This is a genomic window from Bacteroides sp. 11BF, from assembly GCF_019633765.1.
Taxonomy (GTDB): Bacteria; Bacteroidota; Bacteroidia; order Bacteroidales; family Bacteroidaceae; genus Bacteroides; species Bacteroides hominis.
In genome coordinates this window covers 65195-81612 of record NZ_JAFKPJ010000010.1, presented here as the reverse complement: position 1 = coordinate 81612, position 16418 = coordinate 65195, and the positions used below count along the sequence as shown (strand labels likewise).

The following is a 16418-nucleotide window of genomic DNA, read 5'->3' as shown; positions in this document are numbered from 1 at the left end:
AGGCACATACATAACAACAAGTCGTTTTTTTAATCTTAAATGAATACAACACATGCGAATCATCACTCTACTAATTACTTTATTTGCTTTTGGGATAACACCGTTGCAGGCATTCTCCTATTTCTCTTTTAAGAAGTATCAGGTAGAAGACGGATTATCACATAACACAGTCTGGTGTGCCATGCAAGACAGCTATGGCTTTATCTGGCTGGGCACGAGCGACGGTTTAAATTGTTATAACGGGCGGGGCAACAAGGTTTACAGGAATATCCTGAATGATAAGTTCTCGTTGGAGAATAACTTTGTGCAGGCGCTTTTTGAGGAAGAGAATCAGAATATATGGGTGGGAACCAACTGGGGACTTTATATTTATGACCGGGAACATGACCGTTTCAGCTATTTCGACAAGAAAACCCGCTATGGAGTCTTTATTAGCAGTGAGATTAAGAAAATCATAAAGACCGAGAGCGGATTGATCTGGATTGCCACTCTGGGGCAGGGATTGTTTGTCTATGATCCTAAGACCGATGTGCTGACACAAAACAGCCTTCAGACTTCTTTTGTATGGGATGTCTGTGAAAGTAACTCCCGCCACATTTATGCTTCTTCCTTACAGGAGGGCTTGCTTTGCTTCGATGAGAGCGGCAAATTTCTACAGTCTTATCCTCTTTTATCCGCGGGGAATAATCCCGATAATTACCGCATTAACTGTTTGCTCGATATTCGCAGCGATATTTGGTTCGGAGCCGGAAGCAATCTGCTGTATTGCCTGAACGAGCGCACCGGAAAGCTGGACAGTTATAATGCCTCCCATCTGAACTTCGGTGTTATCCGCTGCCTGCTGAGTTATTCGGAAACAGAACTTCTGGTAGGCACTGACAACGGGCTTTACCTTTTTGACTTGCGTGATAAAACTTTTTCGCGGATCGATAACCCGTCAGATCCCAGAAGCCTGAGTGACCAGTCGATCAATGCGATGATGCGTGATGCGGAAGGTGGAATCTGGGTACTGACCAATCTCGGAGGAGTGAATTATCTGGCTAAACCTACCAAAAGATTCGACTATTATCCTCCTGTCTACCGGGATGGGGGGGTAACTGCCGGGAAAGTGGTAGGTCCTTTCTGTGAGAATGCCGCAGGAAATATCTGGGTGGGCACTCGCGATGGTTTATGTTTCTTCGACGTGTCCACTCATCAGTTGACCGCTTATCCGATCGGTGGGAAAGCAGACAAGAAATATGACATACGCTCTTTGTTGCTGGATGGTGACCGTCTGTGGATAGGCACTTATGCCGAAGGGTTGAAGGTACTCGATCTCCGGACCGGGCATGTGAAGTCGTACAATCATCTGCAGGACACCCCGAACACGATTTGCAGTGACGATGTTCTGGCTGTCTACAAAGATCGCAGCGGAGATATTTTTGTCGGGACCAGTTGGGGGCTGTGCCGTTACAATCCTCAGGAAGATAACTTTTCAACCATCACTACGGTAGGATCGATGGTATCTGTGGTCGATATTCTGGAGGACATGTATGACAATTTGTGGATTGGCACATCCAACAGTGGGGTGTTCCGCTTTAACACACGAAACGGACACTGGAAACATTTCCAGCACGAAAGGAATGATTCGACTACCATTACCAACAACTCCGTGATTACACTGTTTGAGGACTTGAAAGGTACCATGTGGGTTGGTACGAACGGTGGAGGACTTTGTTCATTTGATCCGAAGACGGAGACATTCGTTGACTTTGATCCGGACAATACCATATTGCCCAATCGGGTCATCTACTCCATCGAGCAGGATAAGACGGGCGATTTCTGGATATCAAGCAATGCGGGACTGATAACGATTAACCCGATCACCAAGCAGCATTTCCGCCAGTTCACGGTCAATGACGGTCTACAAGGTAACCAGTTCACTGCCCAGTCATCTTTGAAGACGGCAAGCGGCAAGCTTTATTTCGGCGGAATCAGTGGGTTCAATTCTTTTGTTCCCGACCAGTTCATGGATAACCAGTACATCCCTTCTGTATATATCACCGAAATACGTCTGCCCTATACGACAGATGAACGGGTGGTACAGGATATTCTTCATCTGGAAGAGCCTCTTTATCGTGCCAAGACCATTACGTTGCCTTACGAATATAATACTTTCTCAGTTAGCTTCGTTGCCTTGAGTTACGAAGATCCGTTGAAGAACCGTTATTCCTACCGCTTGAAAGGGGTGGACAAAGAGTGGGTGGTCAATTCAGAACTGAATACGGCTTCTTACACCAATTTGCCTCCGGGCAAATATGTGTTTGAAGTAAGAGGCTCGAATAATGATCATAAGTGGAATGACCAGACTACCTCTCTCCTGATTGTAATCACGCCTCCATGGTGGCTGACTACATGGGCATACTGCATCTATACGCTTCTTCTCATCGGATTTGCCTATTATGCAGGCTGGCGATGGAACCGGCATGTGAAGAAGAAGTACAAACACCGGATGGAAGAGTATCAGACTGCGAAGGAGAAGGAAGTCTACAAATCAAAAATTAGTTTCTTCATCAATCTGGTGCACGAAATCCGCACTCCGTTGAGTCTGATCCGTCTTCCTCTTGAAAGGTTGCTGGAAGATAAACGGGAAGGACGGGATGCCAAGTACCTGTCGGTGATCGACCGGAATGTCAATTACCTTTTGGGAGTCACCAATCAACTGCTTGATTTTCAGAAGATGGAGAACGGCGGAGTACAGTTGAATCTGAAGAAGTGCGATATCAATCAGCTGGTAAGCGATGTTTATGGGCAGTTTACAAGCCCTGCCGAACTGAAAGGCATCTCGGTGATGCTTGATCTCCCGGAAGGTGAGATCTTTGCCTCGGTGGATCGCGAAAAGGTCTGTAAGATTATTGTCAACCTGATAGGTAATGCGGTGAAATATGCCCAGAGCCGTATCGACATTAAATTGGCATCTTCCGGTGAAGGTTTCCGGGTTTCGGTGAGCGATGACGGTCCGGGTATTCCGGATGGAGAGAAGCAGAAAGTGTTTGAGGCCTTCTACCAGGTGAAGGACGGTAAGTCGGGTGCGGTGGGTACAGGCATCGGACTGGCCTTCTCCAAGTCGTTGGCCGAAGCACATCATGGTACGTTAAGTCTTGAGGACAGCGTGTATGGCGGTTCTTCTTTCGTGCTCACTTTGCCTTGGGGCGAGGAGGTGGTTTCTGAAGAGCCCGAAGTGCTGATACCGGAAAGTCAGAATCCGGTTGCCGAAGGATCGGTTGCCGAGGCGCCGGGCAGTAAGTTTACCATCCTGCTGGTAGAAGATAACGTAGATCTGTTGAATCTGACGCGGGAGTCACTGAGCACCTGGTTTAAAGTCCTGAAAGCCCAGAACGGCCGGCAGGCGCTTGAAGTGCTTGCCAGTGAAACGGTGGACGTGATTGTCAGCGACGTGATGATGCCTGAGATGAATGGTTTGGAGTTGACGGCTAAAGTCAAGACAGATATTGAATACTCCCATATTCCTGTCATCCTGCTGACGGCAAAAACTACGTTGGAAGCTAAGGTTGAAGGTTTTGAGTATGGAGCGGATGTGTATATCGAAAAGCCGTTCTCCATCCGCCAGTTGCACAAACAGATTGAAAACCTGCTGAAATTGCGCCAGTCGTTCCATAAAATGATGACCGAATTGTCCGGCAACAGTGGAGCTTCGCCTGTCAGTCTCGTAGAATATTCCGTTTCGCAGAAAGATTGCGAACTGATGGCTAAAGTGCGGGCAGCCGTCGAGGCGCAGCTCTCTGATGAGCATTTCTCTGTCGACACATTGGCGGAGTCCCTCAATATGAGCCGTTCCAACTTCTATCGCAAGATAAAGGCACTGGCCGGCATGCCGCCCAATGACTATCTGAAGACGATCCGCTTGAACAAGGCTGCCGAGTTATTGAAAAACGGGGTACGCATTACTGACGTGTGTGAGCAGATTGGTTTCAGTTCTTCGTCTTATTTTGCCAAATGCTTTAAGATTCAGTTTGGAGTGTTGCCCAAGGATTATCATTGATTATCCTCTGCGATGAATAATATTTTACGAAAACATTTACTGAAAGATGGCTTGGTCCGGCTTTTCGGAGACCTCCCGGAGAAGAGGGGATTTACGTATACGCGCAGGCAAGTTTGCGCATATATGCAGATTTATTTCCGTCTATGCGTAAATCCGAACCCTTCAGAAAGGCGTTTTGTGGCGTTTTTGGGGGGAGAAAGAGTTATTAGGGCGGAGAGGAGGGGGGTAGCGATACCCCCTGTTCCGCTGTTATAGATAGAAGTCGGTATGATTCTTAATTTTTATAAATTAAATATCGGCCGGAGAGGTGTCTTTCACTTCTCACTGATCCCTTCTTTGCGAGGTTTTCCCAGGAGAGGCATTCCATCGGTATCCCAGCTTATTTTTTGCAGGCGGGGACTGCGTGAGTCTGTTGCGCCCGGAGCGTCATTCGGGATTCTTCGGGCATGATAAAGCATATACCACTCCTTTCCGTCCGGCGAAGGTACGAAAGAAGGGCTGCCCGGTCCGAAGACACTGTCTTCGGGTTGTTGTTCAAAGACAGGCGTGTCCAGCTTCTTCCACGATGCTGCGTCTGTCAGGTCGCTGCCGGCATCGGCAGTCAGCAGTCCGATGCAATAATAAGGGGTCCAACTTCCACTTGCACAGTAGTATATCAGCACTTTGTCCTTGTTTCTCGACTCAAAGAACTGTGGGGCTTCGTTGACGTGGATCGGATAGGCCGTTTTACTGCCGTCGGGCGAAATCCATTGACGTTCCCATTCATACTCCGGTTCCGAAATCATCACCCTGTCCGACGAGAGTGTCCATGGATTCTCCATTTTGGCTATGTAGATGCATTGGGTTTCGGTCTCGATCCGTCGTTTGGGCCATCCGCACCAGATGAGGTAGCGTTCACCCCGGTGCTCAAACGTACTGGCATGGATTGCCCAGTTATCGTCTTTGTCCGTTTTGATCCGCCCTTTCATCACGAACTCACCCTCCAGCGGGTTGGCTGAGACATTTTCGATCACATAGATGTGGTGATTGTCCATATTGCCGTCGTCCGCGGCGAAGTATACGTACCATTTTCCGTCAATCCGGTGTATTTCCGGTCCCCAAAGGTGATACGAGCTGGACACCTCCTTCGGTATCCACACTTCTTTCCGGGTTGCATGCTCCAGATCGGTGATATCATTCGTTTCCCAAAGGATGATTTTATTCTCGGCTCCTTGTGTATAGTAATACTTGCCTTCATGAAAAACAGCCCATGGTTCTGCTCCCACGGGCAGTAGGGGGTTGGTATAGGTGGCTCCGGAAGGGACCTCCTTGGATGCGGGAGCTTTTTTGTTTTGACAAGCCGGACAGCAGATGAGTGCCAGCAAGAGCAACGGGATATGTATGAGTTTCATAGGCTTGGGGTTTACAACAACGTTACAAATATAGATACCTTTTGAGGGGGCTGAAGGCGGAGAGGGTCAAGTTTAGGCTATTTTAACGTGAATCGGTCAACCACGCGGAGGGCACAGAGTCCCACAGGGAATCTATTTCTTAGTTAAACAAGAGATTAAAACTTTGTGGAACTCTGTGGTGGGCCGATGGCGTCAGAGCTCGCTGATTTCCGAATACAGCTCAATCATGCAGGAGTTTTCCAGCAAGCTTTTGAACTTGTCTTTACGGTTGCCCGACCAGTCATTGTTCAGCAATCCGTTTTCGTCACGGGTATACTGCCAGGCATAGTCCGCATTGTCTATCATGGCTTTCACGTATGTATCCTTTTTATCAACCTCGTAAAGAGCTTTCAAGCCGCGGAAGAGGATGACGTTGAACCACGGACTTGACGGAAAGAACTTCATTTCCCCTTTTACCGTAGGCTGCGGTTTCAGGAAATGCCGGCAGGCACCTTTGGCCGTCTGCTGTGCGTCTTTCAGGTACTGTTCGTCGCCGGTAGCCTGATAGAGCAGTACGCCTGCTTGGATCATCTGTCCGCTGTTGTACGTATATTTGGCATAACCGATTTTTCCTTGCAGATTTTTATTGTCCCAGTAGACAAAATCAGACGGGTCACGGAGGTTATCACGTGTCCACTGGTAAGTTGCCTTGGCTTGGTCGAGGTATTTTTTCTCCTTAGTCAGTTTGTAGAGCTTCATGCAGAGAACTGTTGCAGGAGCATTCGAACAAGTATTCTTTGATTCCTTTTTCTGTTCGCACCAGTAGATACCGCCTCCCAGATCGTCCGACCATCCGGAATAGATGTAATCGTGCAAGGCAATGGCTTTCTTCAGGTATTCCTTATTCTTTGTGGCTGCGTAATAGTCGCAGAAGTCAATCGCTACCCAATCATTGTCGTCGTAGTAACGGTCATTCTGGCCGGCAAAGGCGGGATAAGACTGATAACACTCCGGTTGGCGGGTAGTATCCCAGTACAAGTCGAGTCCGGGCTTGATTTGTTTGTCCATCAGTTTCTTGTACTTTTTGTCGCCGGATGTTTTATAGAGCGATACACAGCCTGACACCATTGCCGAATAAGGCCACAAGAAGGATACTTCTTGTTGGGTAACCTCTGAGCCGGTGTTGGCTGTATACGTAATTTGTTGATTCGGATTTCGTGGATAAGTTTCCATCAGCAATCCATACTTTTTTACCTCATAGAGAGACAGTACCCGTTGGAGGAGTGAATCGGCTCTTTGAAGGTAGACTTTACCTCCCAACTGTGCCGACAAATAGGCAGGAACCAGCAAGAAGGTGAGGGCAATGAATGATTTTCTCATACTTATATTCAAATAATGGCGATCGGTGGTTGGGCAGGTGGCACGGTGTTCATAGGCGTTAATCCGGTGAGCGGGCTGTGCGACTTGACAATAACTCAACTACTGATTCGCATAAACAGTAAAATTGTAGATTGCAGTTGAGAGCTTCCCGGGGTGCAAGGACCTTTTCACCACAGGTTACACAGGTTATTCATGTTAACCATTCGTGACTTAGAAGTCACTCTGTGTTTACCCTGTATCCTCTGTGGTGAGTTTGGACACATCCCCGGGCGCGAGGCTCCCTTCTTTACTTTATTTTCTCGAAGATAGCTTTGATCCGTTTCATATCCAGTTTGGGAGTACGGTCGTAATAGTAGATACCGTTCTTCTCCTGTTCCACGTCGGTCAGCTGTGTATAGCAGAATCCCGTCACGTGCGGTGAGTCGATAAAGGCATCGATCTGACCTTCCAGACGTTTGTAGAATGCTTCTGCATTTTCCGGCATGCCTCCGTATCCCCATGAATTTTTCCGGTCTTTCTCTGCCATCCAGGGGATACCTCCGAACTCGTCAACCATGTAAGGTTGTCCTTCGTAAACAGCCAGAAAGTCTTTGTCGCGTGCATTACGATAAGGTTCTTTGCCCTCTTCCATCTTTAACTGCTCCGTCAGTTTGACACGATCCTGTTCGTAGTTGTGTACACTCCAGATATCTGTTATCACGTGATTGTCACCACTGGCATCATTTACCGGACGGGTCGGGTCGATGGCTTTCGTGATGTTGTATACGTCGCGGATCAGGCGGACATAAGCATCCGGACCGCCACCCCAGGTTTCGTTAAAAGGAGTCCAGGTCACCAGCGAAGGGTGGTTCCGGTCACGGACTACGACTTCACTCCATTCGCCCAGGAAGTTACGGGCAGCCAGTTCCTTGTTTACATCCAGCATCCAGCTTGCCGATTCTCCCCAAGTGATGTAGCCTAACTTGTCGGCCCAGTAATAATATCTCTCTTCGAAGACTTTCTGGTGGAGGCGTGCTCCGTTGAAACCGGCTTCTTTACCCAGTACGATATCGTTCTTCAAAGCTTCGTCACTCGGAGCTGTCCAGATACCTTCCGGATAGAATCCCTGATCGAGTACCAGACGCTGGAAATAAGGCTGGTTATTCAGGTAAAAACGTCCGTTGGCTGTGTGTACTTTACGCATACCGGCGTACGATTTTACTTCATCCACTACATTGCCTTTGGTATCCTTTACCTGATAAACGAGGTCGTACAGGAACGGAGATTCCGGCGACCACAGCTTCATGTTCTTAACCGGCAGAACCACCACTGAACTATTGGCACAGTTTACGCTCTTTTTGGCCACGGTTTTGTTTCCGTCTTTTAGAGTGACTTCCAATGTGTTGGCTGATTCATTGTAAAACTCCGGTTCGATGACCAACTGCTTCTGGTCGATGTCCGGACGGACGAATACTGATTTCAGTCCATTGGCTGAAACGGCCTCCATCCATACGGTTTGCCAGATACCGGTAGTACGGGTATATGAGCAACCTCCCGAATAGTAGTTACCACATTGTTTTCCTCCGGTCTGGAGTCCGGAGCGGAGGTCGTCCTGCACAAATACTACCAGGTTATGAGTCTTTCCGGGTGTAACATAACGGGTCAGGTCTACAGCGAACGAAGATGAACCGCCGAAGTGACGCTGTACGAACTTACCGTCGATAAAAATCTCTGCGCAATAATCTACGGCACCGAAGTTCAGGAAGATTTTCTTTCCGTTCCAGTCCGATGGAATGGTGATGTTGCGCTGGTACCACATCTGTTCGATGAAATCGGTATAGCCCACTCCCGAGAGTTTGCTTTCCGGACAGAAAGGTACCGTAATGTTTTTATCAAATTTCTCTGCCGATTGCAAGCGGCGGTCTTTTCCCGACTTTCCAAAATCAAAATCAAATGTCCAGGTACCGTTCAGGTTGATCCACTGTTCTCTTTCGAACTGTGGACGGGGATACTCCGCTCGCGGAGTATCTGCGCTGAAACAAGACCAACTGTTCAGCATGAATAGCATTGCTGCTGCTAAAAGTTTTTTCATTGTAATTGTGTGTTTGAAGCCTCTTTCCCTCCCTATCCCTTCCCACAGGGAGAAGAGGAAAGAAGGCTTATGTGTGAATATTAAGTTGTTTTTATTATCACTGTTTGTTGCGGAAATCAATGGGAAGCTCCTACTACCGGAAATTCCGTTATTCTTAAGGTAGTGCATCCGTAAGGAATCAATGTGATCTCCGTTTCCGGTCCCTCACCTCCACTACAGAAAGAATAGGGTTGAGGCCCTGCCATCTCGTTGTAAAGTTTCCATGACGGTATCAGCCTTGCCTTCATCCGTATCTCTATCGGAGCGTTTTCTTTATTCCAGGGGAATATGGAAGATTGCTTTTCCGGATGAATCGTTACCCGGGCATGTTCATTCGCTTTGCTGCGGTTGAAGTCCACCAGACCGTAATTCCATGGTTCTGTTGGAGTCACTGCATAATAATACGGGCCGTACCAAGGTTCCTCAAACTTTTTCTTTTCCCATTTCTCTTCCATCTTCAGGGCAAATACCAATGGGCCACGTTCAATGGCTACCGAATTTTCATACCAGGTATCGGCAGTGACTTCCATCGGCAGGTGTAGTTCCACGCGGTCTCCTTTTTTCCAGATACGGTCTACAACAGCCATCCGTCCACCTTCCACATGCTGAAGAAGCTGGCCGTTGACTGATATACCGGCTTGTTTGCACCATTTGGGGATGCGTAACTGAAGGGCAAAGTTGACTTCTTTCCGTTTCTTGTCCATAGATTGGAGTGTGAAACTGATTTTATCATCCATCGGATAGTAAGTGTCTTCACAGAAAGTCACCATGCAGCCTTCTGCTACCTTGGCCGTCACCTCCGATGGGGCATATGCTGTAACAGCCAGTCCGCCATCCGGTGTGGCATACCAAAGGCTCTGCGTGAATTTGGGCCATCCTTGGTGCATGTTCGATGCGCAACAAGGATATCCTGTCAATAGTCCGAAACAGTTGTCCGTTCCTCCATGATCCTGATCGAAGTTGCGGCGGTGGCGTGTCACCATTACCTGATTAGCTTGCTGGAAATATTGTTTCGTCATGAAATCGTCAGAAATTTGGGTAGGCAGTGCATTGAATGCAATCCGTTCCAGATGGTCGGCGAAGTCAATATCACCTGTGATCTCTACCATTTTCTCCAGCGAATACATCAGTTCCACTGCCGAACAAAGTTCGGAACCCTGAGTTGGATTATTGCCATGCAAAGCTTCGTCACCGCCATACATTCCCTGGGGCTGACCGTGAAACTGGCGAATATCACTGAAAGCACGTTTCACTGCATCGAGATATGCCTTGTCCGGTTCTTGTTGATAATAGATGACAGGTTCTTTGATGCCTTGCGCCAGGTTGACGCAATGAATTGTGTTGATGCGTCTCAGGTCACCCCGGTTCACCATGTCTACAAAACTAAAACTCTGTTTATGGATCAGTTTGCCAAGATCAAGGAGGAACGAATCTCCGGTGATATTATAAAGCCAATACACAGCCTGAAGATTATCACAAGCACGGAATTCTGCCCAAAAGGTCCAGTTGCCCAGTGGTTTTTCCGGTAAAGTTTTCAGTTGGTAGCGGAAATAGTTGGTCATGAACCGGATAACCCGCTGGTCATTGGTGGCGGAATAATATTGTTGAAGTATCTTTAACATTACCATGCGTGGCCACCAGTCGTGTGAGTTGTCCCGTTGTATGCCGGCCTCTCCCGGATAGTCTTTGGCCGGGCCAAAGAATCCGTCTTCCCGCTGGCTATTTAAAGCCCATTCTATCCAGGGTTGTACTTTGGCCTTCAGCTGTGCATCGTCCAGAAGGTATGCCAGTGGAAGTAATCCGTCAATCCAATACGGTCCTCTTTCCCATTGGTCACCGTCGCCGCCGAGCCAACCATTGCGTTCGCCCATCACTAACGGATACAGTTTGTCCATTTGCCCGGTTGCCCCGTTTTTCTGTCTGACCAGCATTTCCTGCAGCCATCCTTTAGCTTTGATACTGCCCAATGGCAGTTCCATAAAAGGTTTGCGCACCAACGGATAGCGGTTGTTAGTATAATTTTCGGGGGTATCGGCCCGGAGCCCGCTTCCTAAAGAAGAGAAGCAGAGGCCCAGTCCGATAAGCAGATATGTAAACGTATTCTTTTTCTTCATGAGTGTTTTTCTATTAATGTTTGGGTACAGAAAGTTTTATTCTCTGGTGTTCGGGAAAGCGGAAACACGCAGCCTGGCTGCTCCCATCGGTATCAGTGTAATTTCCTCTTTCTCTCCTTTCGGTGCATCCATTTCAGGGAGTTCGCTGCACAAATCGTATTGGTCGATGATCCATGAAGGAACTTTCCGTCCGATAGCTTTTACTTCAATCGGTGTACTTGCTACGGTGAACGGGAAGTTATCTGCCGGCCATTCTTTGCGTACTACTTTAAAGTCTTTCAAAGGTTTGTCCTTGCCGAGTACCAATGCGTAGTTCCAAGGAGTTTTTGCATAGATCTCGTATGTCGGCCATTGGCTGGCGTCGGCGCCTTCCTGCCATTTAGAGTCACCGATAGCCGTAGCGCGGCTGTCCTTTTTCACATAATCTTCGTCAATTTTCAGTGACATTGTCAACGGACCGTAGTCTACGCTTACACTGTTTTTGTTCACTTGCCATGTACGCATCGAAAGTTGCATCGGCAGCTGAATTTCCACTTGGTCATTGTCTTTCCATTCGCGATGGATGCAGGCATATTGTCCGGCTTCGGGGTTGGCCGCTACCTTTTTGCCGTTAACAAAGATAGTCGCACCCTCTGTCCATGAAGGAATTCTCAGATAGAAGGGGAAACTTACTGCTTTCGGAGTATTTACCGTAAACCGGATCGTTTCCTCAAAAGGATAGTTAGTCTGTTCGTGAAGAGTTATTTCGTTTCCGTCACCCACTTTCACTGTTGCTTTGCAGGCAGCATACATAGCGGCTGCTATACCGTTATCCGGACTGGCCAGAATCAGATGTTCGGCATAGTAAGGCCATCCCTGTGCATGATTGTGCTGGCAGCAACGGCTACTGAAGGGATTCATTGCCAGGAAAGGTCCCCGGTTGTCGATGCCCGGATGATGGTTCTTTGAGTCACTGACAGTTTGATTGGGACAAGTGATATAACGCAAACCCTTGAAGTCCGGCATTACGGCAGCCGGATAACTGTTGAATGCCACCTCTTCGCAGTGTTCTGCCCAGAAAGGATCGCCGGTCATACACAGCATCAACTCGTCCGAGGCCATCTGTTCCACCAATCCGCAGGTTTCTACTCCCTGGCGCGGGTCAATTGATCCCATACGTGCATTTTCATCGGCACCGAACATACCGCCCGGCACTTGTCCGAAAGTACGGCGGATCAGGTTGTGCACATTATAAGATGCTTTCAGCAGGGTCGAGTCTCCCGTCATCATATAATAGGTAGCCGGTTCACGGAAACACTGCGCGATGTTCACGTTGTGCCAGTTTGGCAATGCCGACGGACGGGTCCAGTCTGCTGTGTTGCGGTGTATTTTCTCAGCCAGTTCCAGTAAGAACTGATCTCCTGTACGGTTATAGAGCCAATATACGCTTAACAGGTTGTCCCCGCCACGGCTGTTTTCCCAATAATCTTCCAGAAACTGTTCATCCGGTACACTCAGTTGCCATTTGAAGTAATTGGTCATCAGGTCAATAACCCGTTGATCATTTGAATATTCGTAATAGGATTGAAGACACCAGAGCATGATCATCTGTGCCCACAACTCTCTTTTTCCGTTTCGTTCGTTGATAGGACCGAAATATCCGTCAGGCTGTTGGCTGGCAAATGCACCTTCAAGCCATATCTTGGCCTCGTCGATCATTTTCTGATCCTTTAATATATAGGCCAGGTTTCCATATCCTTTCAGCCAGTAGGGAACCTCTTCCCATCCATGGTCTCCTCCTTGGGTCAGCCAGGCATTGTTCTCCTTACCCAGCCATGCGCTGATTTCATTCAGATGCCCCGTCAGTCCATCTTTCTGTAGTTCCAGATATTTCTTTAACCATCCTTCGGGTTGGATACTTCCTACAGGTAGTTTAATGAAGTTCATCGGTTTCAGTGGCAGGCGGTTTCCTACATAATTTACGTTGGTTTGTGCACAGTCGGGCCGATTCACTATAGCTACTGCCGACGATGATTGATCGGAAGTGCACGATGCTGCCATTAATCCGGCGGTAATCAGGATTCCTGCCAGGCCTCCTTTCAGATTTTTCATCTTTTTCATGTTTGGGTGTTTTTACTTATGGTTATTATTTAGGGGTTATTTCGATACAAATCAGTAGCTTCGTCTGATATCATGCTACAAAGTTTGTGAATTCTGCATGAAATGTGTGAAACAAACTATTCAATAAATAGCAATTACTGACCAATAAGATGTGAAATACAGGTTCAGTGAACAATAGGAGCATAAAAAGAACAGTTTCTTTTGTTTATTGAGCAGTATTTATCCCTTTATTCAACGAAAATGTTTTTTCTTTGTAGCATCTTAATAACGAAAAGCTATGAAAACAAAGATCTACCTGCTATTTATTACTACCTTATTCTTCTGCGCCGGTTGTGGAAACAAGAACGGCGGACAGAAACAGAGGTCGGTAAGTGCAGCAAAGGATACATATGTAAATCCTTTGTTTCCGGAAGGAGCCGATCCGAGTGCTCTGTTCCATAATGGCAAGTATTATTATACACATGGGACAGAAGATAAAATCCTGCTTTGGGAAACGTCTGACATTACCGATATGGCTCACTCTGTTTGTAAAATGGTGTGGCGTCCGGAAGATCCGTCCAATTGTTGTCACCTCTGGGCACCGGAGATTCATTATATAAATGATAAATGGTATATTTATTATGCTGCCGATGATGGCAATACGGACAACCATCAGTTGTACGTACTTGAAAACTCTTCTCCCGATCCCATGCAGGGTAAATTTGAAATGAAGGGGAGCATTATGACCAATCCCGAATGGAATTGGGGTATACAAGCCACTACTTTCGAACATAAGGGAGTTCGTTATTTAGCTTGGTCCGGTTGGCCCAAGAGAAGAACCAATGCTGAAACTCAATGTATCTATATTGCCCGGATGAAAGACCCGTGGACACTTGACTCTTCCCGTGTCTTGATATCCAGACCCGAATATGAGTGGGAACGCCAGTGGGTAAATCCGGATGGTAGCCGTACGGCTTATCCTATTTATGTGAATGAAGGACCTCAGTTCTTCCATTCGAAGGATAATAAGACATTGATTCTCTATTATGCCGCCAGTGGTTCATGGTCACCTTATTATTGCATCGGAATGCTGACTGCCGATGCCGAAAGTGATCTGCTCGATCCGGCCTCTTGGACAAAAAGTCCGGTTCCGGTATTCCAGCAATCGTTGGAAAACGAAGTATACGGTCCGGGTGGTCTCTCGTTTGTTCCGTCGCCCGATGGCACGGAGTGGTATATGATTTACCATGCCCGTCAGGTAACCAACGGAGATACCGGTAGTCCTGAGACCCGCAATCCGCGGATACAGAAAATAGGATGGGATGCTAACGGAATGCCCGATTTAGGGATTCCGGTTCGTGCAGGAGTTGCCTTGCCGAAGCCTTCGGGTACTCCCTTGAAATAAAATAGTTATTTAGAACGTTTTTCCTTAGTTTGACAGGTAGCCGACTACCTGCCCCGGGGAACGTATTGCGTAATCAATAGGTTAAACATAATTTTAAGACAATGAAAAAGAGCATTTTAATTGCTGTTCTGACAGCGTCGATGGCTACTTCCGCTTTTGCACAATGGAAACCGGCAGGAGACAAAATCAAGACAAAGTGGGCTGAACAGGTAAACCCTGAGAATGTACTGCCCGAGTATCCGCGTCCGGTAATGGAACGGGGAGAGTGGAAAAACCTCAATGGTTTGTGGAATTATGCCATCACAGAAAAGGGAGCCGTTCCTTCGGCTTATGAAGGACAGATCCTGGTTCCTTTTGCCGTAGAGTCCAGCCTTTCAGGTGTTGGTAAGAAAGTAAGTCCCGATGAGGAACTCTGGTATCAGCGTACCTTCACTGTACCTGCCACTTGGAAAGGTAAAAAGGTGATGTTGAATTTCGGTGCTGTAGACTGGAAAGCCGATATTTGGGTGAATGATATTAAAGTAGGGCAGCATACCGGCGGATTTACTCCTTTCTCGCTTGACATTACAGCTGCTTTGACTGCTAAGGGAGACAATAAGCTCGTAGTGAAAGTATGGGATCCGACAGACCGCGGACCTCAGCCTCGCGGCAAACAGGTGAACCGTCCCGAAGGTATCTGGTATACGGCCGTGACAGGTATCTGGCAGACTGTTTGGATGGAACCTGTGGCCGAACGTCATATAACGAATGTTCGTACTTCTTCGGATATCGACCGAAAGAAACTGACCGTAGATGTTGCTACCAGTACCGGTTGTCCTTCCGAAGTTATTGAAGTGAAAGTGTTCGATGGCAAACAATTGGTTGCTACCGGAAAAGGACTGAATGGCCAGACCATCGACATTCAGATGCCTGCCGATGCAAAATTGTGGAGTCCTGCCTCTCCGGCTCTCTATTCCATGCAGATAGCTCTGTTGAATAATGGTAAAGTGACTGATAAAGTAGACAGTTACACAGCTATGCGTAAATATTCTACCCGTCGTGACAAGAACGGAATTGTACGCCTGCAACTGAATAATGAAGATGTGTTCCAGTTTGGTCCGCTCGATCAGGGTTGGTGGCCCGACGGGTTGTATACAGCTCCGACAGACGAGGCATTGGTGTATGACATCCAGAAAACCAAAGACTTCGGATTCAATATGATCCGTAAGCATGTGAAGGTGGAACCGGCACGTTGGTATACACACTGCGATAAACTGGGTATCATTGTATGGCAGGATATGCCGAACGGTGACCGTGAGCCGGAATGGCAGATGTATAATTACTTCACGGGTAACGAGCTGAACCGTAGTGAAGAGTCGGAACAGATTTATCGTAAAGAGTGGAAAGAGATCATGGACTATCTGTACAACTATCCTTGCATCGGTGTATGGGTTCCGTTCAACGAGCGTTGGGGACAGTTCAAGACCGAAGATATTGCGGCATGGACAAAGAAGTATGATCCTTCACGCTTGGTGAACCCGGCAAGTGGCGGCAATCACTTCCCTTGTGGTGATATTCTCGATTTGCATCATTATCCCAATCCGTCCCTCGACTTCTATGATGCCGGACGTGTTACTGTATTGGGTGAATATGGCGGTATCGGACTGGCATTAAACGAACACCTTTGGGAACCGAATCACAACTGGGGATACGTAAAGTTCAATTCTCCGGAGGAAGTAACGAAACAATATGTTGAGTACGGTAATGAATTGTACCGGTTGATTCAGCGAGGTTTCTCGGCTGCTGTCTACACACAGACCACTGATGTGGAAATGGAAGTGAACGGACTGATGACATATGACCGTAAGGTGATTAAGGTGAATGAAGCCCAGGTGAAGGCTATCAATACCAAGATATGCAATTCTTTAAATAAGTGATT

8 protein-coding genes are annotated in these 16418 nt (G+C 47.5%); 3 read left to right on the top strand and 5 right to left on the bottom strand.

Going from position 1 to position 16418, the window contains the following annotated elements:
* Positions 1-52 precede the first annotated feature (52 nt).
* Positions 53-4042, top strand: coding sequence for a hybrid sensor histidine kinase/response regulator transcription factor (locus tag JZY04_RS12005; protein WP_122142595.1), 3990 nt, complete (start codon positions 53-55; stop codon positions 4040-4042).
* A 314-nt stretch (positions 4043-4356) separates the two neighbouring features.
* Here the strand turns inward: JZY04_RS12005 and JZY04_RS12000 are convergent, their stop codons facing one another.
* The 5 genes from JZY04_RS12000 to JZY04_RS11980 all read right to left on the bottom strand — a co-directional run bounded on the left by JZY04_RS12000 (position 4357) and on the right by JZY04_RS11980 (position 13116).
* Entirely contained in the window at positions 4357-5433 is a 1077-nt protein-coding gene (locus JZY04_RS12000; RefSeq protein WP_122142594.1) for a family 43 glycosylhydrolase, read from the bottom strand.
* 192 nt (positions 5434-5625) lie between these two features.
* Positions 5626-6792, bottom strand: a complete 1167-nt coding sequence (locus JZY04_RS11995) for a glycoside hydrolase family 76 protein (RefSeq protein ID WP_122142593.1) — start codon at positions 6790-6792, stop codon at positions 5626-5628.
* Between the two features lie 286 nt (positions 6793-7078).
* The gene (locus JZY04_RS11990) at positions 7079-8863 is read right to left on the bottom strand and encodes a glycoside hydrolase family 2 protein (protein ID WP_122130139.1); all 1785 of its coding nucleotides are present in this window, start codon (positions 8861-8863) and stop codon (positions 7079-7081) included.
* 116 nt (positions 8864-8979) lie between these two features.
* Positions 8980-11016, bottom strand: a complete 2037-nt coding sequence (locus JZY04_RS11985) for a beta-L-arabinofuranosidase domain-containing protein (RefSeq protein WP_122142592.1) — start codon at positions 11014-11016, stop codon at positions 8980-8982.
* 36 nt (positions 11017-11052) lie between these two features.
* Positions 11053-13116: a beta-L-arabinofuranosidase domain-containing protein gene (locus JZY04_RS11980; RefSeq protein WP_122142591.1), complete on the bottom strand. Its 2064-nt coding sequence runs from the start codon at positions 13114-13116 to the stop codon at positions 11053-11055.
* 277 nt (positions 13117-13393) lie between these two features.
* On the opposite strand from JZY04_RS11980, the gene JZY04_RS11975 reads away from it, so the two are divergent.
* Both JZY04_RS11975 and JZY04_RS11970 read left to right on the top strand, forming a co-directional pair.
* The gene (locus JZY04_RS11975; RefSeq protein ID WP_122142590.1) at positions 13394-14500 is read left to right on the top strand and encodes a family 43 glycosylhydrolase; all 1107 of its coding nucleotides are present in this window, start codon (positions 13394-13396) and stop codon (positions 14498-14500) included.
* 101 nt (positions 14501-14601) lie between these two features.
* Positions 14602-16416 carry a glycoside hydrolase family 2 protein gene (locus tag JZY04_RS11970; RefSeq protein WP_122142589.1) on the top strand — a complete coding sequence of 605 codons (1815 nt, stop codon included), beginning with the start codon at positions 14602-14604 and terminating at the stop codon, positions 16414-16416.
* The last annotated feature ends 2 nt before the right edge of the window (positions 16417-16418 follow it).

Coding starts and splice junctions, on each gene's coding strand:
- JZY04_RS11995 (WP_122142593.1), bottom strand. CDS start 6,792: ATGAGAAAATCATTCATTGCCCTCACCTTCTTGCTGGTTCCTGCCTAT.
- JZY04_RS12000 (WP_122142594.1), bottom strand. CDS start 5,433: ATGAAACTCATACATATCCCGTTGCTCTTGCTGGCACTCATCTGCTGT.
- JZY04_RS11980 (WP_122142591.1), bottom strand. CDS start 13,116: ATGAAAAAGATGAAAAATCTGAAAGGAGGCCTGGCAGGAATCCTGATT.
- JZY04_RS11975 (WP_122142590.1), top strand. CDS start 13,394: ATGAAAACAAAGATCTACCTGCTATTTATTACTACCTTATTCTTCTGC.
- JZY04_RS11990 (WP_122130139.1), bottom strand. CDS start 8,863: ATGAAAAAACTTTTAGCAGCAGCAATGCTATTCATGCTGAACAGTTGG.
- JZY04_RS11970 (WP_122142589.1), top strand. CDS start 14,602: ATGAAAAAGAGCATTTTAATTGCTGTTCTGACAGCGTCGATGGCTACT.
- JZY04_RS12005 (WP_122142595.1), top strand. CDS start 53: ATGCGAATCATCACTCTACTAATTACTTTATTTGCTTTTGGGATAACA.
- JZY04_RS11985 (WP_122142592.1), bottom strand. CDS start 11,016: ATGAAGAAAAAGAATACGTTTACATATCTGCTTATCGGACTGGGCCTC.